The sequence below is a fragment of the Rhodomicrobium sp. R_RK_3 genome (assembly GCF_002198715.1).
Taxonomy (GTDB): Bacteria; Pseudomonadota; Alphaproteobacteria; order Rhizobiales; family Rhodomicrobiaceae; genus R-RK-3.
The window spans coordinates 158,045-179,027 of record NZ_MWLK01000030.1 but is presented as its reverse complement, the minus strand read 5'-3'; the positions used below and the strand labels follow the sequence as shown (position 1 = coordinate 179,027).

Annotated in this window: 17 protein-coding genes; 6 read left to right on the top strand and 11 right to left on the bottom strand. The window is 66.5% G+C overall.

What is annotated here, in order from left to right:
• Positions 1-8: 8 nt before the first annotated feature.
• From rocD to BLEFHOIH_RS17080, 3 genes are all read right to left on the bottom strand, one after another.
• Positions 9-1,223, bottom strand: coding sequence for an ornithine--oxo-acid transaminase (gene rocD, locus BLEFHOIH_RS17090; protein WP_088347230.1), 1,215 nt, complete (start codon positions 1,221-1,223; stop codon positions 9-11).
• 159 nt (positions 1,224-1,382) lie between these two features.
• Positions 1,383-2,135: a sulfite exporter TauE/SafE family protein gene (locus BLEFHOIH_RS17085; protein ID WP_210191586.1), complete on the bottom strand. Its 753-nt coding sequence runs from the start codon at positions 2,133-2,135 to the stop codon at positions 1,383-1,385.
• Between the two features lie 676 nt (positions 2,136-2,811).
• Positions 2,812-3,516 (bottom strand): FadR/GntR family transcriptional regulator, encoded by a 705-nt coding sequence (locus BLEFHOIH_RS17080; protein WP_088347228.1) that lies wholly within the window; start codon positions 3,514-3,516, stop codon positions 2,812-2,814.
• Between the two features lie 127 nt (positions 3,517-3,643).
• Between BLEFHOIH_RS17080 and BLEFHOIH_RS17075 the strand changes: the two genes are divergently transcribed.
• From BLEFHOIH_RS17075 to BLEFHOIH_RS17055, 5 genes are all read left to right on the top strand, one after another.
• Entirely contained in the window at positions 3,644-4,507 is an 864-nt protein-coding gene (locus BLEFHOIH_RS17075) for a fumarylacetoacetate hydrolase family protein (RefSeq protein WP_088347227.1), read from the top strand.
• Positions 4,507-6,249, top strand: a complete 1,743-nt coding sequence (locus BLEFHOIH_RS17070; RefSeq protein ID WP_088347226.1) for an iron ABC transporter permease — start codon at positions 4,507-4,509, stop codon at positions 6,247-6,249. Before BLEFHOIH_RS17075 ends, BLEFHOIH_RS17070 begins: the two co-directional genes overlap by 1 nt.
• On the top strand, positions 6,249-7,352 hold the full coding sequence (locus BLEFHOIH_RS17065; protein ID WP_088347225.1) for an ABC transporter ATP-binding protein: 1,104 nt from the start codon (positions 6,249-6,251) through the stop codon (positions 7,350-7,352). The genes BLEFHOIH_RS17070 and BLEFHOIH_RS17065 overlap by 1 nt, the downstream gene beginning before the upstream one ends.
• A 30-nt stretch (positions 7,353-7,382) precedes the next feature.
• Complete coding sequence (locus tag BLEFHOIH_RS17060; protein WP_088347224.1) at positions 7,383-8,306, top strand: alpha/beta fold hydrolase; 924 nt, start codon at positions 7,383-7,385, stop codon at positions 8,304-8,306.
• A 183-nt stretch (positions 8,307-8,489) separates the two neighbouring features.
• Positions 8,490-9,512 carry an ABC transporter substrate-binding protein gene (locus BLEFHOIH_RS17055; RefSeq protein WP_088347223.1) on the top strand — a complete coding sequence of 341 codons (1,023 nt, stop codon included), beginning with the start codon at positions 8,490-8,492 and terminating at the stop codon, positions 9,510-9,512.
• 156 nt (positions 9,513-9,668) lie between these two features.
• Here the strand turns inward: BLEFHOIH_RS17055 and BLEFHOIH_RS17050 are convergent, their stop codons facing one another.
• The 8 genes from BLEFHOIH_RS17050 to BLEFHOIH_RS17015 all read right to left on the bottom strand — a co-directional run bounded on the left by BLEFHOIH_RS17050 (position 9,669) and on the right by BLEFHOIH_RS17015 (position 19,844).
• Positions 9,669-10,358, bottom strand: a complete 690-nt coding sequence (locus tag BLEFHOIH_RS17050) for a DUF6064 family protein (protein WP_088347222.1) — start codon at positions 10,356-10,358, stop codon at positions 9,669-9,671.
• Positions 10,358-11,278: an aldo/keto reductase gene (locus BLEFHOIH_RS17045; RefSeq protein ID WP_088347364.1), complete on the bottom strand. Its 921-nt coding sequence runs from the start codon at positions 11,276-11,278 to the stop codon at positions 10,358-10,360. The genes BLEFHOIH_RS17050 and BLEFHOIH_RS17045 overlap by 1 nt, the downstream gene beginning before the upstream one ends.
• 260 nt (positions 11,279-11,538) lie before the next feature.
• Positions 11,539-11,835, bottom strand: a complete 297-nt coding sequence (locus tag BLEFHOIH_RS17040) for a hypothetical protein (protein ID WP_088347221.1) — start codon at positions 11,833-11,835, stop codon at positions 11,539-11,541.
• A 277-nt stretch (positions 11,836-12,112) separates the two neighbouring features.
• Positions 12,113-14,674, bottom strand: coding sequence for a CHAT domain-containing tetratricopeptide repeat protein (locus BLEFHOIH_RS17035; RefSeq protein WP_088347220.1), 2,562 nt, complete (start codon positions 14,672-14,674; stop codon positions 12,113-12,115).
• 25 nt (positions 14,675-14,699) lie between these two features.
• On the bottom strand, positions 14,700-15,047 hold the full coding sequence (locus BLEFHOIH_RS17030) for a PAAR domain-containing protein (RefSeq protein WP_245297061.1): 348 nt from the start codon (positions 15,045-15,047) through the stop codon (positions 14,700-14,702).
• Between the two features lie 571 nt (positions 15,048-15,618).
• On the bottom strand, positions 15,619-17,181 hold the full coding sequence (locus tag BLEFHOIH_RS17025; RefSeq protein ID WP_170937215.1) for a PAS domain-containing sensor histidine kinase: 1,563 nt from the start codon (positions 17,179-17,181) through the stop codon (positions 15,619-15,621).
• A 191-nt stretch (positions 17,182-17,372) separates the two neighbouring features.
• A complete protein-coding gene (locus BLEFHOIH_RS17020; RefSeq protein WP_170937214.1) occupies positions 17,373-18,578 on the bottom strand; it encodes a serine protease in 1,206 nt (401 codons plus the stop codon).
• Between the two features lie 447 nt (positions 18,579-19,025).
• Entirely contained in the window at positions 19,026-19,844 is an 819-nt protein-coding gene (locus BLEFHOIH_RS17015; protein ID WP_170937213.1) for a universal stress protein, read from the bottom strand.
• Between the two features lie 189 nt (positions 19,845-20,033).
• Here BLEFHOIH_RS17015 and BLEFHOIH_RS17010 point away from each other — a divergent pair, with 189 nt between their 5' ends.
• On the top strand, positions 20,034-20,855 hold the full coding sequence (locus BLEFHOIH_RS17010; RefSeq protein ID WP_170937212.1) for a DUF2189 domain-containing protein: 822 nt from the start codon (positions 20,034-20,036) through the stop codon (positions 20,853-20,855).
• The last annotated feature ends 128 nt before the right edge of the window (positions 20,856-20,983 follow it).

Here is a 20,983-nt window from a genome sequence, read left to right as displayed (position 1 = left end):
CCGCCTCTTTACGAATAGTCGCGGCTGAGCGCCGTCTCGATTTGCTGGGCGGCCCAATCGACCTCGTCGCGGGTGATGACCAGCGGCGGCGCGATGCGGATGATGTGGTCATGGGTGTCCTTGGCGAGCAAGCCGAGCCCTTGCAGCGCCTGGACATAGCGCCGCGCGCCGCCCGCTTCCGGATGCAGCTCCAGTGCCAGCATCAGCCCGCGGCCCCGGATCTCCTGCACCACATTGGAACGTATGGCGCGCAGCCGGTCGAGAAAATAGGCGCCCTGGCGCTCGGCATTCTCGATCATGCCCTCCTCGACCAGCACGCGCAAAGCCGCCCTCGCCACCGCGCAGGCCAGCGGATTGCCGCCGAAGGTGGAGCCGTGCTGGCCGGGCTTCAGCGTGCCCAGCACTTCCAGGTTTGAGAGCACCGCCGATACCGGATAGAAGCCGCCCGACAGCGCCTTGCCGACCAGCGTGACGTCGGCGACGATGCCCTCATGCTCCTCGGCCAGCAGGCGGCCGGTGCGGCCGAGCCCGGTCTGGATCTCGTCGAGCACCAGCATGACGTTTTCGCGCGTACAGACTTCGCGCACGGCCGCGAAATAGCCCGGCGGCGGGATGATGACCCCCGCCTCGCCCTGGATCGGCTCGACCAGGAACGCCACCGTGTTCGGCGTGATCGCGGCTTCCAGCGCGCCGATGTCGCCGAAGGGCACGGTGCGGAAGCCCGGCGCGAACGGCCCGAAATTATGCCGCGACTCCGCGTCCGAGCTGAAGCCGATGATGCCGAGGGTGCGGCCGTGGAAATTATTGGCGCAGACGATGATCTCGGCCTTATCGGCCGGCACGCCCTTGACCTCATAACCCCATTTGCGCACGGATTTGATCGCCGTCTCGACCGCCTCGGCGCCGCTATTCATCGGCAGCACCTTGTGCGAGCCGGTCAGCGCGGCGATCTCCTCGTAGAACAGCGCGAGCTGATCGTTGCGGAAGGCGCGCGAGGTGAGCGTGAGCCTGCCCGCCTGCTCCGTCATCGCCGCCAGGATTTTGGGGTGGCAATGGCCCTGATTGACCGCCGAATAGGCGGCAAGGCAATCGAGATAGCGCCGGCCCTCGGTGTCCCAGACCCACACGCCCTCGCCGCGCGAGAGCACGACATCGAGCGGCTTGTAGTTATGCGCGCCGAGCCGGTCTTCCGTTGCGATGAAATCGTCGGCGTGAGGGGGCATGATCGTTTCTCCAAGCGGCGGCTGCGCGGTGCATCATAGCGCTTGCGGCGAAGCTTGCCGACTCTGCGCGCGTGGGTTGAGGTTGATGCTCCCGCATATCGCGCTTTCGGCGATCCGAGGCAAGTCTCACGCCGCGCCGGTCCCCGCTGATTTTGCGCTTTAACCATGGATATAGGTGGTGATGCCCTGGGCGAGGTAGACCGCGCCGATGGCCATGACGAGGCCGCGCGTCCAGCGGCGGAACTGGACGTCGGTCATGCGCTCCAGCACGAGGCGGCTCGCCGAGGTGCCGATGACGGCCATCACCACCGCGATGCAGAGGATGCCCCAGCCCAAATCCTCGCCGACATTGCCCGCGAGGCCGCCGAAATAGATCAGCTTGGTGAAATGGGTCACGGTCTGGCAGGCGGCCTTGGTGGCGACGACGGCGCGGCGGTCCATCATGGTGCGCACGAAGAAGATGTCGAGGATCGGTCCGGAGACGCCGGAGACGAGTTGCAGCACGGTCCCGGCAAAGCCAGCGAATTCCGCACCGCCCGCCCGGTCCGCGCGCGGCGCCAGCCGGTCCGGGATCATGATGGCGGCAAAGGGCATGAGGCCGAGGATGATCAGCACCAGCGCCGGGTCCGGCACCCATCGCACGAAGGCGAAGACGGCCAGCGCGGCGGCGAGCCCGGCGGCATAGCGGGCAAAGATGCGCCACTCGATATAGCGTCCCCAGAGCACCGCCCGCCAGCCATTCGACGTCGCCTGGGAAACGGCGTGGAGGACCATCGCGGTCGGCACCGGCAGGATCGGCAGCAGCACGCCCATCAGGATCATGCCCCCCGCCATGCCGAAAATGCCTGAGAGGAACGAGGTGAACAGGAGGATGACGGCGAGCGCGGCGGTGAGCGAAGCGGAGATCAGCACGAGGAGGCACCAGTGGGATTTGCTGCGAAAGGCATAGGCACTGCGTCGCCCCGGCCGCCAGAGCCGGGGCCTATTGGCTCCGCGGCAAGGGACTGCGTCGCGGAGAGGCCAACGGATCCCGGCTCGGCCTGCGGCCGTCCGGGACGACGGAGGGGGAGGAGGTCCGCACGGGCACGGACCGGAAGCTTCTGCTGCGGGAGACATAAAACTCCGTCGCCCCGGCCGTCAGAGCCGGGGCTCATTGGCCTCACGGCACGGCACTGCGTTGCGGAGAGGCCAATGGGTCCCGGCTCGGCCTGCGGCCGTCCGGGATGACGGAGGGGGAGGCGGTCCGCACGGGCACGGACCGTAAGCTGTTGCTGCGGGAGAGATAAAACTCCGTCGCCCCGGCCGTCAGAGCCGGGGCCCATTGGCCTCACGGCACGGCACTGCGTTGCGGAGAGGCCAATGGGTCCCGGCTCGGCCTGCGGCCGTCCGGGACGACGGAGGGGGAGGCGGTCCGCACGGGTACGGACCGTAAGCTGTTGCTGCGGGTGAGATAAATCTCCGACGCCCCGGCTGTCAGAGCCGGGGCCCATTGGCCTCACGCCACGGCACTGCGTCGCGGAGAGGCCAATGGGTCCCGGCTCGGCCTGCGGCCGCCCGGGGCGACGGGTCGGGGACCAGGGCATCCCCATCATATGCCGAGCAAATTGTGGCGGACGCGGCGCAGGTGGTCGATCAGCGCGGTCTCGGCACCTTGGGCGTCGCGGGCGCGCAGGGCGGCGACGATGCGGCGATGCTCCTCGCGATAATGGTCGCGGCGCTCGGCGGTGAGGCTGCGGCGCTTGAGCTCGCCCCAGTCGGCCTGGTCGCGGGCGCGGGTGATGGCGGTGTAGAGGCCGACGATCAGGCGGTTATGCGTCGCCTCGGCGATGGCCTGATGCAGCGCCGCGTCCCAATGTTCGAAGCGCTCGAAATCGTCGCTGGTCTCGGCTTCGCGGTTGCACAGCTCCATGCGGCCGAAATCGCTGAGCGTCGCGTGAGCGACGGCGAGCGCGGCGATCCTCGGCTCGATCAGCAGCCGCGCCTCCATAATCTCGGTCGGGCTGGCATCGCCCGCTGTCACCAGCGCCGCCCGCATATCCGTGGCCGGTGCCGCGCCCGGCTCCGCGACGAAGGTGCCGCTGCCGATCAGCCGCACCACCACGCCTTCGGCCTCGAGCGCGGCAAGCGCATTGCGGACGGCGCTGCGCGGCACGCCGAGCCGTTCCGCCACAGCACGCTCGGTCGGCAGTTTCGCGCCGGCGGCATATTGGCCGGATGCCAGCATGTCCAGCAGCCATTGCCTGACTTGCTGGCCGCCGCGCCGGCCGATCGTTGAACTCTGACTTTCGCTCATGGCAAAATTGGTGAACCAATTCTGGAGGTTTCGGTAACTTTCGCGTCAATGGTCGCATAAAGATTGACTCAAATGCAACCAATAGCCTAGCATCGATGAAATTGGTAGACCAATCGGAGCGGGGTTGATGAAATTTGCGTGTTTTGCCGGCGACAGCGATCCGCGGCTCGGCCTGGTCGACGAGGCCGCTGGCGTCATCCGCCCCGTCACCGGGGCCAAGGACATGGTCGAGCTGATTCGGCGCTATGACGAGATCAAAGCCGGCCTGCCGGGCGATGCCGCCGCGCTGCCTCTCGCCTCCGTCAAGCTGCTCGCGCCGATCCCGCATCCCGCCCGAAACATTTTCTGCGTCGGCAAGAACTATCTCGATCACGCCAGGGAATTCGCCGGCAGCGGCTATGAGGCCGGTGCGGTGAAGGGCGCCGAAATCGACGAATATCCGGCCGTCTTCACCAAGCCCGCCAGCACCGTCATCGCCACCGGCGATATTGTGAGCCTGCATCCGCATGTCACCTCCGCCGTCGATTACGAGGTCGAGCTGACGCTGGTGATCGGCAAGGGCGGCCACGACATCCCGGCCGAGCGCGCCTATGAGCACATCTGGGGCTACACCATCGTCAATGACGTGACCGCGCGCGACCGCCAGCGCAATCACAAGCAATGGTTCATGGGCAAGGCGCTCGACACGTTCTGCCCGATGGGGCCGTGGATCACCACCGCCGACGAGGTCGATCCGGAAAATCTCGACGTCAAATGCTGGGTCAATGGCGAACTGCGCCAGAACGCCAATACGCGCGACCTGATCTTCAACATTCCGACGCTGATCGCCACCATCTCCGCCGGCCTCACCCTCGAGCCCGGCGACCTGATCGCGACCGGCACGCCCGCCGGCGTCGGCCTCGGCTTCAACCCGCCGAAATTCCTCAAAGCCGGTGACGAGGTCTCGATGTCGATCACCGGTCTTGGCACATTGACCAACCGGTTCGCCTGATGGCCACGCCCGGGATCGCCGCAGAGATGGACCGGCAGGCCGCGGGCGACGCGGCGGGGCGGTCCTGGCGGGCGCTGCTCAGTCTGGAAAATCTGGTGATGGGCGCGGCGGTGCTCGCCGTCATCATCCTGATCGTGCTGCCGCTCTGCGCCCTGCTGGCCGGCAGCGTGATCTCGGACGAAGGGCTGAGCCTGACCCATTTCCAGGAGGTGTTCTCCAGCCGCCTCTACACCCAGGCGCTCATCAATTCCCTCATCCTCGGCGCCTGGACCGGCCTCTTCTCGATCCTCGTCGGCGTGCCGCTCGCCTGGGCCGTCAGCCGCACCAACGTGCCGGGCAAGGCGCTGATCCGGGCGACCGCGACGCTGTCCTATCTCTCGCCGCCCTTCCTGACCGCCATCGCCTTCGTCAATCTGTTCAGCCCGAATGCCGGCCTCATCAATATCTTTCTGCGCGATGTCGCGGGGATGCCCTGGCTGACCTTCAACATCTTCTCGATGAGCGGCCTCGTCCTGGTCACGGTGCTGCACACCTTCCCCTTCGTCTATCTGCTGACCACGACGGCGCTGAGCTCGGTCGATGCCTCCTTCGAGGAAGCCGCGCAAATCCTCGGCGCCAGCAAATGGCGGACCGCCTTGGTCATCACCGGCCCGCTGGTCGCGCCGGCCATCCTTTCCGGCACGCTGATCGCCTTCGTCAACGCCATCGCGCTGTTCGGCTCGCAGGCGATCATCGGCCTGCCCGGCCGCATCATCACCCTGCCGACGCGCATCTATTCGCTGTTCGACTATCCGCCCGAATACGGCCTCGCCTCGGCGCTGTCGCTGATCTTCGTCGCGATCACCATCCTCGCGCTCTATCTGCAGCGCGCCTTCCTCGCCCGCCGCTCCTATGTGACGCTGGCCGGCAAGGGCGCGCGCCCGCGCCTCGTCGACCTCGGCCCGGCGCGCTGGGCGGTGTTCGCCTTCTGCGTCGCGGTCTTCATCGTCGCCATCGCCGCGCCGTACCTCACGCTGATCGCGGTTTCGTTCAGCAAGAGCTGGGGCATCAATTTCTGGCAGGGGCTGACACTCGCCCATTACAAATTCATCCTGCTCGAATATGACGTCACCCAGCGCGCCATCAAGAACAGCCTCATCCTCGCCGTCATCGCCGCGACCGTTGCCGTGGTGCTCGGCACGCTGATCGGCTGGATCGACCTGCGCACCAAGCTGCCCGGACGGCGCCTTCTCGACTATGCCGCGCTGATCCCGCTGGGCCTGCCCGGCATCGTCATGGCGGTGGCGCTGATCCAGTTCTGGCTGCGGATGCCGGTCGCGCTCTACGGCACCATGGGCATCCTGCTGCTCGCCTATGTCGCCCGCTACATGCCGCTCGGCGTGCGCTCGGCCAATAGCGCGCTGCAGCAGATCGACCCCTCGCTGGAGGAAAGCGCGCGCATTCTCGGCGCCTCCTGGGGCATGACCATGCGCGAGGTGACGCTGCCGCTGATCCGCCCGGCGCTGTTTGCCGGATGGCTGCTAGTCTTCGTGCCGGTCATTCAGGAGCTGAGCGCCTCGATCCTCCTGTTCAGCTCGCAATCCATCACCCTCGCCGTCGCGGTCTATAATCTCTACGAGACCGGTTACACCGAGCCCGTCGCCGCCCTGGCCATGGTCAATATGGTGATCATCGGCTCCGCGATCTGGCTGGCATCGAAACTGGGCGGCAATCGCAATCAAAGCGCGGGAGTGGCGAACTGATGGCCGGCATCACGATCAAGGACGTCTCGAAGAATTACGGCGGCAAGTCCGAGGGCGCCGCGCTCAGCGGGCTCAATCTGGAGATCCGCGACAATACTTTCGTGACGCTGCTCGGCCCGTCCGGCTGCGGCAAGACCACCACCTTGCGGCTGATCGCAGGCTATCTCGTCCCCGATACCGGCTCGGTCCATGTCGGCTCGCGGCTGGTTTCCTCGCCGGACAACGTCGTGCCGCCGGAGCGGCGCGGCATGGGCATGGTGTTCCAGAATTACGCCGTCTGGCCGCATAAGACGGTGTTCGAGAATGTCGTCTTCGGCCTGCGCATCCGGAAGGTGCCGATGGAGCAGGCGCGGGCGCAGGTCGAGAAGGCGCTGGCGCTGGTCAATCTCACAGGGCTCGGCAACCGTTTGCCGAGCGAGCTGTCGGGCGGCCAGCAGCAGCGCGTGGCGCTCGCCCGCAGCCTCGTGGTCGAGCCCGAAATCCTGCTGCTGGACGAGCCGCTCAGCAATCTCGACGCCAAGCTGCGCGAGAAGATGCGCAGCGAGCTGAAGCAGTTGCAGCGCCGCACCGGCATCACCTTCGTCTATGTCACGCATGATCAGGCCGAGGCGCTGGCCCTGTCCGATCAGATCGCGGTCATGCATGGCGGGTTGCTGCAGCAATTCGGCACGCCGCATGAGGTCTATGCCAAGCCCGCCAACCGCATCGTCGCCGATTTCATGGGGCTGGTGAATCTGCTGCCGGGGCGGGTTCAGGTCCTAGCGGGCAAACAGGGGCTCGTCGTGACGCCGGGCGGTATGAATTTGGAACTGGATGTCCCCGATGGCACCAAGCTCGGCGACGAGGTGGAGGTCGCCATCCGCCCGGAGGACGTAACGCTGCGAGCGGCGGCTCAGGGCACGGCGGGCAACGGCACCATCCGCGAGCTGACCTTCCTCGGCAATATCATCGAATATTTCGTGACGCTTGGCTCGGGCGAGGAGCTGCGCGTCCAGGCTCACCCGTCGCAGCATTTCGAGACCGGCCAGCGGGTCGCGATCGCGATCGATGCGGCGCATTGCAATGTGTTCCCGCGCGCCGTGCCGGCGAGGCTGGCGGCTTAGGAATGATTTTCGACGTCACAGGAGATACGCATGGTTGCTGAGGATAAGCCGGTCGAGGGGCGCGAGCACTGGACCAAGAAGGGCGAGGTCAAACTCTTCCTCTGGGAGAAGCCGTCGGTCAGCCAGGAGGCCAAGCGCGGCACGGTGCTGTTCGTGCATGGCTCGTCGATGGCCTCGCAGCCGACCTTCGATCTCAGCGTGCCTGGCCGGCCGAATTCCTCGGTGATGGACTGGTTCGCGCGGCGCGGCTTCGACACCTGGACCGTCGACATGGAGGGCTATGGGCGCTCCGACAAGCATCGCGACATCAATTCCGACATCGCCAATGGCGCCGACGATCTCGCCGCCGCCAGCAGCTACATCCTGGAGCAGCGCGATAGCGGGCCGTTCCTGGTTTACGGCATTTCCTCGGGCGCGCTGCGCGCGGCGGCCTTCTGCGAGCGCCATCCGGAGCGGGTGAAGCGGCTTGCGCTCGACGCCTTCGTGTGGACCGGCAAGGGCAGCCCGACGCTGGCCGAGCGCGCCAAGCGCCTGCCGGAATTCCGGGCGAAGAACCGCCGCGCCATCGACCGCGCCTTCGTACATTCGATCTTCAACCGCGACCATCCCGGCACCGCCGAAGACCGCACCATCGAAGCCTTTGCAGACGCGATCCTGGCGCTCGACGATTCGATGCCGACCGGCACCTATGTCGACATGACCTCGAAACTGCCGATCATCGACCCGGCCAAGATCACCGTGCCGACCATCATCATGCGCGGCCAATGGGACGGCATCGCCTCATTCGACGATCTGATCGAGTTCTACAAGCTGCTGCCGAATCCCGACAAGCAATTCGCTGTCATGCCGGGCATATCGCACGCCTCGTTCCAGCAGAAGAACTACGATCTGGTCTATCATATTCTGTACAGCTTCTTCACCCAGCCGGAGCCGGTCTATACGGGCGAGCATTAGAAGCAACCTCTTTGTCATCCCCGCGAAAGCGGGGATCCAGTACGCCGCAGAATTGGCATTACAGGCAAAGGAACTACGACAAACGCCGTGATTAGAGGATCCCCGCTTTCGCGGGGATGACCAAAGCGACGACACAAGAAACCAGCGGCGAAAAAGCGCGCGGATCAAGGGAGTAGACGCATCATGTGGGTTTCAAAGCGTGCATTCGTGCTGGGGCTGGCGGCGCTTGGCGTCGCCGCCGCGACCGGTCCGGCCCGGGCGGCCGACGCCACCGACCTCGCCGCCGCCAAGGCGGAGGGCAAGGTCTCCTGGTACACCTCAACGCCGATCGAGACGGCCAACCGCATCGCCAAGCTGTTCGAGGAGCGGACCGGCATCAAGGTCGAGATGTTCCGCTCGGGCGGCACGGCGATCCTGCGCCGCTTCATGCAGGAGCATGACGCCAAGCACATCGCCGCCGACGTGCTGACCACCTCCGACCCCGCCGCTTCCGGCCAGCTTGCCGAGAAGGGCGTGTTCGTCGCCTTCAAGCCGGAAGGTTTCGACAAGATCCCCGACGAGGCGAAGAACGCGGACGGCTATTTCATCGCCCAGCGCCTCAACATGATGACCATTTTCGTGCGCACCGACAAAGTCGCCGAGGCGGATCGCCCGAAAACCTGGTCCGATCTCACCGACCCGAAATATAAGGGCATGCTGGTGACGACCGACCCGTCCTTCACCTCGCTGCAGCTTTCGGTGGTCGGCATCCTGGCGCAGAAGCTGGGCTGGGGCTTTTACGAAAAGCTGCGCGCCAATGATATGATGATCGTCCAGGGCAACCAGCAGGTCTCCGATAATCTCAAGCGCGGCGAGCGGCTGATCGCCGCCGGCGCCCTCGACAGCTATGCCGCCGACGACAGGAAGGACGGCCATGCCATCGCGACGGTTTACCCGACCGAGGGCACATTCGTGATCCCCTCGCCGACCGGCGTCGTGAAGGGCTCGCCGAACCCGAATGCGGCCAAGCTGTTCGCGGCCTTCATGATCAGCCCCGAGGTGCAGAAGATTTTCCCCGAGGAAGGCGGCTATGCCGCGCGCACCGACGTCCCCCCGCCCGCCGGCAGCCCGGATCTGGCGAGCCTGAAGACGATCCCGGTCGACTACAAGCTGATCGAGAAACAGTCGAGCAGCATCAAGAAGAAGTTCAGCGAGATCTTTCAGTGAGGCCGATGCGTCTCGGCACACCAACCGATTGCAGCCTTGCCATCTCCAGGAGGGACAGTCGGACGCAGCTTGTTTGACCCGCGTGAGTTGCGACCGTTTAGATCAGGGTGATTTGGATTGAATCGGTCCAAAGTCATGAACAGGGTTGGAGCGGGCCTACCTCATCCCGCTCTCATCTGACCCTGCGCCCGACCGTCCCACGGCGATGGCGACCGCGGCGAGCGCCCCGCCGAGCGGGACCAGGAACTCGGCGCTGCCCATCGTCCAGAGCGTCGCCGCCGAGATGGCGCACCACAAGAGCGGCAACGCCATCAACAGCCAGCGGCGCCGGCCCGACAGCAGCGCGAGGAAGGCCAGCGTCGCGATCGCGGTCGGGTCGGGCGCGATGCCGAAGATTTCCGCCGCCTGCCACGACCGCCCCAGCAGCGGCGCGAGCCACGGATACAGCAGCACCGCCGCCCCGAACAGCACCAGCGCCGCGATCCCGCCTGCGCCGCGCGGCCGCTCGTTCGCCGCCTGCCCGGCCATCACCCCGGCCCCGATCAGCAGCATGCCCTGCAGCACGAAACCCGGCGCCATATACGCCGCCGACCAGTTGATCGTCGCATAGCGGTCCCAGAAGAACGCGCCCGCGATCCAGATCCAGAGCGCGCCCAGCACGACCGCCGTCAGCCGCACGCCGCCCGGCCCCGGCCGCGCCATGCGGTACAGCAGCGCGATGCCCGCGCCGATTGTGAGCAGTTGCGCGGGCCATAGCGCCTCGTTCAGCAGCTCGAACAGCCGGTAATAGACGCGCGGCGAAAACAGCAGGAAATCGGAAAGGCCGTAGCTCCACCAATCCGGCATCAAAGCTGCTCGACATGGCTGGCCATGCGGGTGCGCAGGGCCTCGTCCGGCAGCACGCCGGTCGCGGCGGCCATGTTCTCGCGCACATGCTCGATGCGGCTGGTGGCGGGAATGGCGCAGGTGACGGCGGGATGCGAGACGATGAATTTCAGCAGGAATTGCGCCCAGCTCGACGCGCCCGTTTCCGCCGCCCATTCCGGCAGCTCGTGCTTGCCGAGTTGGGCGATCAGGTCGCCCTGGCGGAACGGGCGGTTGACGATGACGCCGATGCGGCGTTCGCGGGCGAGCGGCAGGATGCGGGCTTCGGCTTCGCGGTCGAGCACATTATAGGTGAGCTGGACGAAATCGATGGGCTGGCTCGCCATGATGCGCTCTATGTCGCGATGACGGCGCCCTTCCGAGGTGGTGATTCCGACATAGCGCAGCCTGCCATCGGCCTTCATGGCGAACAGCGTCTCCAGATGCTCCTCCCAGGAGCGCAGATTGTGAACCTGCATCAGGTCGAAGCGCGGCACGCCCCAATATTGGCGCGACTGCTCGATCTGCCCCGGGCCGGCGGCGCCGTCGGAGGTCCAGACCTTCTCCGCCGCAAACAGCGGCTTCGGGTAGCCGAGCTTTTTCAGCCCATAGCCGATCGTCGGCTGCGAGGAGCTGTACATCGGCGAGGAATCGATCAGCCGGCCGCCGGCCTCGAAGAAGGCCGCCATCACCGCCGCGCAAGCGTCCTGCGCTGGGGTGTCATTGCCGACATTGAAGGTGATCCAGCTCCCGAGCCCGACGACGGGCAGATTTTCGCCGGTGGACGGGATCGGCCTGGTCAGCAGCGCTGCGCCCTGCGCCCGGGCCTTGCCAACGCCCAGCGCGGCGACGGTTCCGGCCGCCAGCACCCCTTGCAAAATTTCTCGCCGCGTCGCGTCCATCATCGCCTCCTCCGGTCCTGCGCGGACCTTCTACCCATGGCAATCAGGATAGGCGCGCTTCGTTCCCCCGGTAAGCCCACATCCGCATGTGGACCGCGCCGGGGCGAACCCTCGCGCGTGGTCGGCGCGGGACTCGATGTTCGGTCTGTTGGGGGAGTTTCTGAGCTATGGCGTCCGCTTCGGCGATCACACCGGCGCACCTGGCGCTTCGACGGGGGTCGCGAGGCATGGGGCCGCGGCCCGAACGCCTCGCACGCAGTTCACGCGGATTTTTTGAACAGGCGGCCGATGGCGGCGAAGAATCCCGGCCGCTGCGCCGGCTGATTGATGGCGGCCGGCGTGTGCACCGGCATGTCGCGGACGTTCGACACGGTGGCGGCGGCCGCCGCGACGCGCGGTGCCCGGTTACCGGCCATCGCAACCATGGCCGCGGTACGCTTTGCAAGCATCACGGCATCGCGCGCCTCGCGGTCGCGCTCGTTCTGACGGAAGCTGCGGCGCTTGCCGCGTTCCCGCTCCTTGCGATTCTGTCCACCACGATCAAAGCTTCTGCCCATCTTGTCAGCTCTTGAGTTATTGACAGTTTTTTAACGATGGCAGATTCGCGTCCATTGGACACGGGGATGACTTCGAATTTTTCGCCTGCGGGAGAAAATTTACGCTTCGTGTGAGTCTTCGCGGCATCACCGGATCTCACACATCGTCGCCCCGGCCCAAGGGCCGGGGCCGCCCCGCCTCGCCTCTCCTCTGTCGCAGCGCCCGCGGATCGGCCAATGGGTCCCGGCTCACCGCTTCGCGGTGTCCGGGACGACGAGAAAAGATGGAAACGAGCCACTAGTGAACTGGCCGGCCGCCTTCGCCGACGACCACGAAGGGCGCCCAATAGGAGGGCGGGCGGCCCTCGGCGATCAGGCTCAGCATGGACTGCCGGAAGGCCTCGGCGCGGCCGGTGCCGGGCTTGGCGGCGAGGTTGCGGAAGGTGCGCGTGGTGAGTTGCACCGCCGCATCCGAATAGACCGACCAGTGCGACACCAGGATCGCCCGCGCGCCCGCGAAGAAGAAGGCGCGCGCCAGACCTGACAGCGCCTCCGCCCCTACCGTCTCGCCCGACGCCGTGTTGCAGGCCGACAGCACCACCCAATCGGCATCGAGATCGAGACCGACGATCTCCGACGCGGTCAGCAGCCCGTCATCTTCCGGCGTCGGATTGGCAGGCGGGGTCAGCACCAGCGCCGGTTCGGCAAGGCCGCTGAGATCGCCCGCCACCAGCCCGTGCGTGGCGAATTGCAGAATGCGGTAATCCTTCAGCCGCATCGATTTCAGCCGGGTCTCGGTCGCGGCCTCGCGCAGGGCGACGGCATCGCGCGGCGCGCCGAGGATCTTGGCGATCGCCTCGAGTTCCTTGGCCGTGTCGGGCAGCGGCATCAATTGGCTAAGGGCGCGGAGATCGGCGACGCCATTGCGGTAGAACTGGTCGGGCTGAACGGCCGCGCGTTGGCGCTGGCCGCCGGAGGGGCCGAGCAGCACCGGATCGCCGAGACCGAAAAACGGCTTCACCGCCGTGCCTTCGGCCGCGAACTGGCGCAGCGAGCGCAGCGACTCCACCGTCGGCAAAACGCTCAGCGCGTGGCGGCGGATCAGCCAGTTCGCCTCGGCGAATGCCTCGCCCGGACGGGCGCCGGAGCGCGGCGGGTCGGTCAGCAACACCTGGAACGGCAGGCTGGTCAGCGCCCCGGTCGGCACCAGCAGCAGATGCTGTTTGCCGGCCAGCAGCGCCTTGAACGGGTCCAGCAGCAATTTGTAGACGACATAGGCGCGCAGCATGTCGAAGCTGCCCTCCGCCGTGGTCGCGACGCTGTCCGACACGCCCGGCGCCAGCGGATCGAGGCCGAGCCGCAGCGCGGCGACATGCTCGGCGAGCACCTTTTCGCCGACCGATACTTCCGCCCATTCGGCGCGCTCCTTGCTCACCGCCCAGACGAAGGTCTTGCCGGCGCCGACCAGGATCGAGACCAGCGCCTCGTCATCGCGCAGCAGCCCTTGCGTTTCGGCGATGGTCAGCGGCGCCGGCTCGCTCAGCGACAGGAATTGCGGGAAGGCGGCGACCACGGCGGCGCGCTGCTTCGACACTTCGGCATTCAGCGCCTGCGCCTCGTCCAGCAAGGCTTTGCGCCGCGCCGTGTGCTCGGCGTAACCGGGAAGCGCCTGCTCGGCGGCATTCATGCGCTGATACAGCTTCATCATGTCGCCGGTGCCCTTGGAGGTCTCGGCGGACAGGGCGGACAATTCCTTGCCGATCGCCTCGCGCTCCTTGTCGCTCCCCTCGCAGCCCGGCTTCTTCTCCCCGGGCGGGCAGCGCTCCAGGCCCTCCTGCATCCGGGCGACGAGTTCGCGCTGGCGTTTGGCGAAAGGCGCGTTGATCCGGCCCTGCTCGATGCTCATTGCGCGGAACTGCTCGAGCAATTCGCTATAGGTGCGGTCGGCGCGCTGCACGTCGCTCCAGGCCGCGAGCCCCTTTTGATCTTCCTCGCTGAGCGCCAAAGCGCGGTCGGACAGCGCCTGCATCTGGCGGATGGCGCGGCCCATCTCGGTGTCATTGGCCTTCAGCCGGGCCGTCATCTTGGCCAGCGCCGCCGCAGCAGCCGTCGACCAGGCCGACTGGCCGGCGGCGAAGCTTTCCTCGATCAGCGCGGCGGGATTGGCGCCCGGCTGGCCGTGCAGCGCAAAGGCCGCCCGCGACAGGCCGATGAAGATCTCCCGGTTCCGCTTGATCTCGTTCTCGAACAGGTTCTTGACGACGGCTTCCTCGGCCTTCTGGCTGACCAGCAGCTTGATCGCCTTGCGGTAATGCGGCAGCGCACCGGCGAAATCGCCTTCGGCGCGGGCGACGTCGCCAAGGCCGGAATGGGCGGATGCGGTGAAGGCGTGGTCGCCGAGCGTGTCCTGGCCGATCTTGAGTTCGCGCTGGTAGAGCGCCCGCGCCTCGGCGGTGCGCCCGGCGGCCAGAACGACGCGCGCCACCCGGTCGAGGATCGCCATGTTGATGGCGCTGTCGGTGCCGTAGACCTTTTCGCCGATGGCCAGCGCCCGCCGGAGATATCGCTCCGCCTTGGCGAAATCGCCCTTGGCCTCGGCGATCAGGCCGTTCGACTGGGCCTGGATGGCGACCTGCTCCGCGTCGCGGCCAAATTCCGCCGCCGTCAGCGCGAGCACCTTGTCCGCCGCCTCGAGCGCCCGGTCGAAATCCTCCTCGCGCCAGAACGCCTCCATCTTGGCCCTGGACGCCTTGAGTTCAGGGGAGGGCTCGAGCGCTGCCGCCCCGGTCGCGCGGGTGGCGGCGAGGCAAAGCAGCATCAAGAGACAGCGCAGGCAATGGCGGGCGAGATCAGCGCTCATGACCGAGGGCCTCCCGCCCCCATGGCTATTGCGGGCAGGCGGTGGTCAGGTCGCCGGCACGCGCGGCGGGCTCGCCATTGATATAGACATTGGAGGCGCCGGTCACGGTGCTGCCACCGCAAGCCGTCAAATCGCCGACCGTCGCGGCGGGCTTGCCGTTGATGAAGACATCCGCCGAGCCTTCAGTGACGGTCGTGGCCTGGTCGGTCGCGTCATCCTTCCGCGCCGCCGGCAGATCGCCGATGGACACGTCCGGGCTGCCTTCGACGACCACGCCCGGAGCCGCGGATTCCGGCTCGGCCTGCTGCGCGAGCGCCTCGGTGCCCATGGCGAAGGAAGCCGCCACGATGACCGCCAAAATCTGATGCCGCATTCCAAAACTCCCCAATATCCTACCCCGATTTGGCGCGATCCTAGCCGATCGCGTCCACGCCGCCAAGCTGCGGCGCGCGTCACAAATCGGTCCGGATTCCGGCAGTTTGAAGGCTGTTGCTCGAGCGCCCCACAAGCTGTTTTGCGGGTGACTGAGGCTCGCAAGCCGCTACACCAACTGAGCCAGCTTGCAGCGGCCGCGTCATGACCTAGAGCGGCAAGCAGTATGATCACGACTGTTGATGGGTCTGCCGCGTCGCGGACGGGAAGCTCTTGGACATTGTCGAATAGGATGGACACCAAGCTCGTGGCGGCGGTCATGGAGGCGCCCTCAAGGCGCTAATGCAGATGGTGCGCCGCCGATCCACCCCGTCGCCCCGGCCGTAAGAGCCGGGCCCACTCGCCTCGCCTCTTGCCGCAGTGCTCGCGGATAAAGGATTGGGTCCAGGTTCGGCCTCGCGGCCGCCCGGGACGACGGGAGGGAAGGTCCAGGCGATAGGCAAAGGTCCGCCGCAGGAGAGGAGGCTACGCTGCCGCTCGGCGCCCGGATCGCGTCCATCACGCGACCGCGGCTAAAACACCGCCGATTTGGCGGCCGCCGCGCTGGCGCGGCGCTTCATGGCAAGGCGGATTTCGGCGATCAGCTCGGTTCGGTCGATGGGCTTGGCCAGATAGCCGTCCATGCCGAGCGCCAGAAGCTTTTCCCGGTCGCCGGACATGGCGTCCGCCGTCAGCGCGATGATCGGGACGTCGGCCCAGGGCTCGCCGCTGCGGCGGATGTTCAAAAGCGTCTCCAGGCCGTCCATGACCGGCATGTGCACATCGAGCAGCACGAGGTCGATGATATCGCGCCCCAGGCGGTCGAGGGCCTGCTGCCCGTCCTCCGCTTCGACCACCGTCACGTCGATGGGCTGCAGCATGAGGCGGCCGACCTGCCGGTTGATGCGGTTGTCGTCGACGAGCAGCACCCGCAGGCCCGAAAGGCTGGTCTCGAACGCGAAAATGTGAGTCTCGAAGCCGTCCATGCTGGCGCGGTGGCCCGAGCAGCGCGAGGCCCGGAACGAGACGGTGAAGGTCGAGCCGGCGCCCGGCTGGCTTGCCACGGTGACATCGCCGCCCATCAGCCGCGCCAGCCGTCGCGTGATCGCAAGCCCGAGGCCGGTGCCGCCATACCGGCGCGTCGTGGACCCGTCGGCCTGGGTGAATTCGGAGAACAGCGTGGCGAGCGCCGCCGCGTCGATGCCGATCCCCGTATCCGACACGGCGACCGAGATCAGATATTTGAAATCCCCGATGTCGCGTGAGGAGACGACGACCTCGATATCGCCGCTTTCGGTGAATTTGACGGCGTTCGATACGAGGTTGGCCACGCATTGCCGGACCCTGACCGGATCGCAGAGCAACAGCCGTGGCGTGTCCGGCGCGAACCGGCAGTGCAGTCCGATGGAAAGGGCGGCGACCTGCGGCTGGAACAGATGCACGACGCCCCGGATGATGTGATGGAGATCGCATTCGACGGCTGAGAACTCGATCTTCCCCGCGTCGATCTTGGACATGTCGAGCACGTCGCTGATGATCGTCATCAAGGTCTTGCCGCTTTCGAGGATGGTCTCGATCTTCTCGCGCTGCGGCTGCGTCAGGGCCTCCATCTTGAGCGCCTGTGCCATGCCCAATATGCCGTTGAGCGGGGTGCGGATTTCGTGGCTGACCATGGCGAGGAATTGCGACTTCGCGGCGTTCGAGGCCGCGATCTGCTCCGCGATGCGCTCGACCCGCTTATAGTTGGTGATCTCCAGGATGATCGCGACGAGGCCGATCGAACCGTCCGGCAGCGTGATGGGGGATTTCTTGGTGAGGGCGTAGAATTCGTCGGAGATCCGTTCTTCGTTCAGGCTGTGCCCGCCGCGAAAGACCTTCTCGTCCTCCGCCCAGAAAATGGCGACCTGTTCGGGCGAATAAAAATCCTTGTCGCACTTGCCGACGACGTCCTCGACCCCGACCATTTGCTTGAACGGCCTGTTTCCGTAGACCCATTGGTGATCGAGGTTCTTGACGAAGATCGGGTCGGGCAGGGCCTCGAAAACCGCTGTCAGCAGAAGGAATTGGTCGGTCTCCTTGGACGGTAAATATGCCAAACCCACCTCCGCGCAGTTTGCACGATAGCCGCCGACTGCTTACGAAAGCATCAATTTATACGGGTGGGCGGGCGAATGCGCAACCCGCACGGACGGCGGCGGCCATGGGCGCTTCGGCGCCGGGCCGGGCGAAGAGCCCCGTTCCGTTTCGATGGGAACGGGGCTCAACGCTCCGCCTGCCGACGGATGGCCTAGACCAGCGGCAGATCGAATTCGGCGAGCGTGCGGCGCGCGGCGAACAGCGAATGCGCGAAATTGCTGGCGCCGGTCTGTCCGGCGAAATGGATGCCGATGATGCTGTTGCCGTCCAGCCAGGCGATCACCGGGGAGCCCGACGCGCCACCGAGCATGGTCGCATTATGCCCGAACACCCAGCGGTGTGGATCGCCTTCGAGCGTGCCGACCGGGCGATGCACGAGGCCGGGGGCGATGCGCTTCAGGCCGTAGCGGCCGCCGAAGAGCTGGCTGTGCACCACGCCGAAATCGATGCCGTTGACGACGCCAAAGGCCGATTCCGGCGGTCCGGGGAAGCCGATCGAGCAGAACGAGATCAGGCCGCCATCGGCCCGCTCGGTTCCGAGCTCCAGCGGTACCGCCGCCGGTAGCGAGGGAGAATCCGCAAGCGGCTCGATTTTCAGCACGGAAATGTCGAGCCGCTTGAAGTTCACATCGAACAGCCCCTCGACATCGACCGGCGTGCGATGCGCCTCGACCACCTTGAACTGCCGCTTCTCCGGCATGTCGGCCTCGCCGTTGAATTCCACGACGACACCGTCGCGGATGATATGCCTGAGGCCGGACCTTTCGGCATCCGTGGAGCCCTCGCTGAGCATGGCGTTGAGGACATGCTGGTTGGTCAGGACCAGCCCTCTCGCGGCATCGATGAGAAAGCCGGTGCCGAAATAATTGTTGGGGGACCCGCCGGTCGGCTGCACCCGGCAGGTGGCGGCCGCACTCTGCGCAATCTGCTGCTTGAGGCCGGTCATCTCATCGCGCCAGTCGCCCAGCATGGGGTGATCGAGCGGCGGCAGGCCGTTCTGCAGCAACAATGTCGGCCGCGAGCCATCGGCGATGATGACCGCCTCGGTCGAGGCTTCCTCTTCCTCGGTGATCGACTGCAGGTCGCCGCGCCGCGCCTTGGCCAGCGCGCTGCGCAGATTGCGGGCGACCAGCTCGGCGGCGCGCTTGGTCTTGCCCGGATCGACCACCTCATGGGCCGGCAGGCTGTCGGCGAGCGATTCCAGCCGGTTGGTGACATCATCCGCATCGAAATTGCGTGCGGCACTTTCGATGCTCGGCCGGCCGGCGCTCTCCAGCCCGGCGCCTCTGCGCCGGTCGGTGCGCAACAGCCGCGTGAACAGGGCCTCCCGTCTTTGCTTGATGTCATCGTTGGTCATGACGCGTTTCCTCCGGATCGGTGGCGGCAGGACTGCCATGGGTCAGCCGCGCGGCATGGCCGCCTTAAGCGCCTCGCGGAACCTGCCCGCCAACCCGCAGCCAGAGGAGGCGGGACGCACCTCATCCGCCCATGGCCCTGGCTCGAGCATCCGGCGTCCTCGGAACGTGCTTGTGCGATTTTCCGGAAATGCCCCTTGCCGGCCGGGCCGAAGGGTTTCGCTTTGCTCGCCGCCGAGCGCGCCCAAGTGACGACGTCAATGTGGTCAAGACAATCTATCGACACTGTCAGCATACCGCCCATCTGTCGTCACCCGAACGGGTGATCGAACGCTCTTGAAGGCGGCGATCGCCACAAAGGATGCCAGCGCTTGCGGGTGCGTGGAGGGCGCACCGCGCATTGCCGGCTGCGATCGATGCGGCTGGCCGATTATCGGCCGCCGCGCCGCTCAATGCGACATCAGCACCGGCGTCCTCATCGTGGCCAGAACCTGCCGGGTTGCCCCGCCGAGCACCATCTCACGCAGCCGCGAATGGCCGTAGCAGCCCATCACCAGCAAGTCACTGCCATCGCCGGTCAGACTGGCGAGCAGCTCTTCGCCGTCGGAGCGCGAGGTCGTGGTCGCGACGCTGGCGACGGCGTCGACGCCGTGGCGGGAGAGCGTCGCCGCCAGATCCTCGGAGGGCGACCCCGCACCGGCATTGGTGGAGTTGACGGCAAGCACGCGCACGGAACTTGCCAGTTTGAGCAGCGGCAGCGCGTCGAAGGCCGCCCGCGCGCTCTCGCGGGTGTGGTTCCAGGCCACGGTGACGCGCTCACCGATGACGGAGAACTGGCCGTCGACCGGCACCAGTAGCACCGGGCGGCCGGTCTCCATCACCAGCCGGATCGGCAGGTCGTACCATTCGCCGAGCGGATCCTCCTGGCCACGGCCGCCGGCGACGATCAGGTCGGCGGCGCGGCCTTGCGTGACGATGTCGTCGAAGGCGTCGGTGTCCTTCATCGCCTTGTGCCGCCATTCATGCGGCAGCGACCGCTCGGAGGCGATCTGCTCGAAACTCTCCCTGATCGCGGCGGCATCGTCCCGCTGTTGCTGATTGAATTGGGCGAGATAGTCGGCGGGAATGCCGCCATAGAGCGAAAGCCGCGCGGAATTATGCGCGCCGATGAGATAGGCGCCGCATTTTTCCGCGAGCGAGGCGGCGACCTCCGTGAGGACCGGCGCGGATTGTGGCGAGGGCAGATAGGTGAGGATGGTCTTGTACATCGATGCCGCCTCCATGAGCGTTGGCTAAGCCTGGACCCTATCGGAGGAGGGGAACGCGGCATTGATCTTCATCAAAAGGCAGGGCGCCGAGCAAAATTGACCTGGATCAATCCTGGCGCGCCGGGCTTGGCTTATCATCACGGGTCAGTCTTAACGCGCCGAAGAGCGCCGGCAGAGGGAGCGCCTCCGATGAGCGATGTGCAGGACCAGCATTGCGAGGTGGGTTTCCTCGACCTCTCCCCGCATGGCGCGCAGGAGCGCGCCATCGAGATCCGGCGCGTCGATCTCGAAGCCCCCTGGCGCTGGCTCAGCGCGGGCTGGCGCGACCTGTTGCGGATGCCCCGGATCAGCCTCGGCTATGGCGCGGTCTTCTCCGGCGTCTCATTGGGTCTCTGGGTCGCCTTGTGGGGGCTCGGCTGGCAGGCGCTGATGCTTCCGCTGGCGGGCGGTTTCATGCTGATCGGCCCGGTGTTGGCCGCCGGCCTCTACGAGGGCAGCCGCAGGCTGGAAGCGGGCCAGACGGTCGAGCCGGGCGACGTCAATTTCGCCGGTTTCGCCGCGCAGGGCCAGCTCTGGCTGCTCGGGCTGACGCTGATGCTGATCTACATGTTCTGGCTGCAGATCGCGCTACTGCTGTTCATGCTGGCTTTCGGCGAGCGGCCCTTTCCCCCGCTCGCCGAATTCGTGCCGTTCCTGCTGTTCAGCCTGCCGGGCGTGACGCTGCTGGTGGCCGGAACGGCGATCGGCGCGGCCTTGGCGGCGCTGGTCTTTGCCATCTGCGTGGTGTCGGCGCCGATGCTGATGGCGCGCCCGGTCGGCATTTCCACGGCGATCCGGGCGAGCGTGCGCGCGGCGCTCGCCAATCCCGAAGCCATGGCGCTCTGGGCCGCGCTGATCGCCGGCTTCACCGCCTTCGGCCTCGCGACGCTGGGCGTCGGGCTGGTCGTGATCTTCCCGCTGATCGGCCACGCCACCTGGCACGCCTACCGGGATGTGGTCGGCTGGCATTAGCGCGGATCGGCAGGCTTCGCCCAAAACCCGCTGTCATTCCCGCAAAGGCGGGAATCCAGTAAGCCGCGGCGGTCGCGCTTAGGCGGCGACCTACGGCTGATGCTGCCCTTACGGGATGAGGAATGACG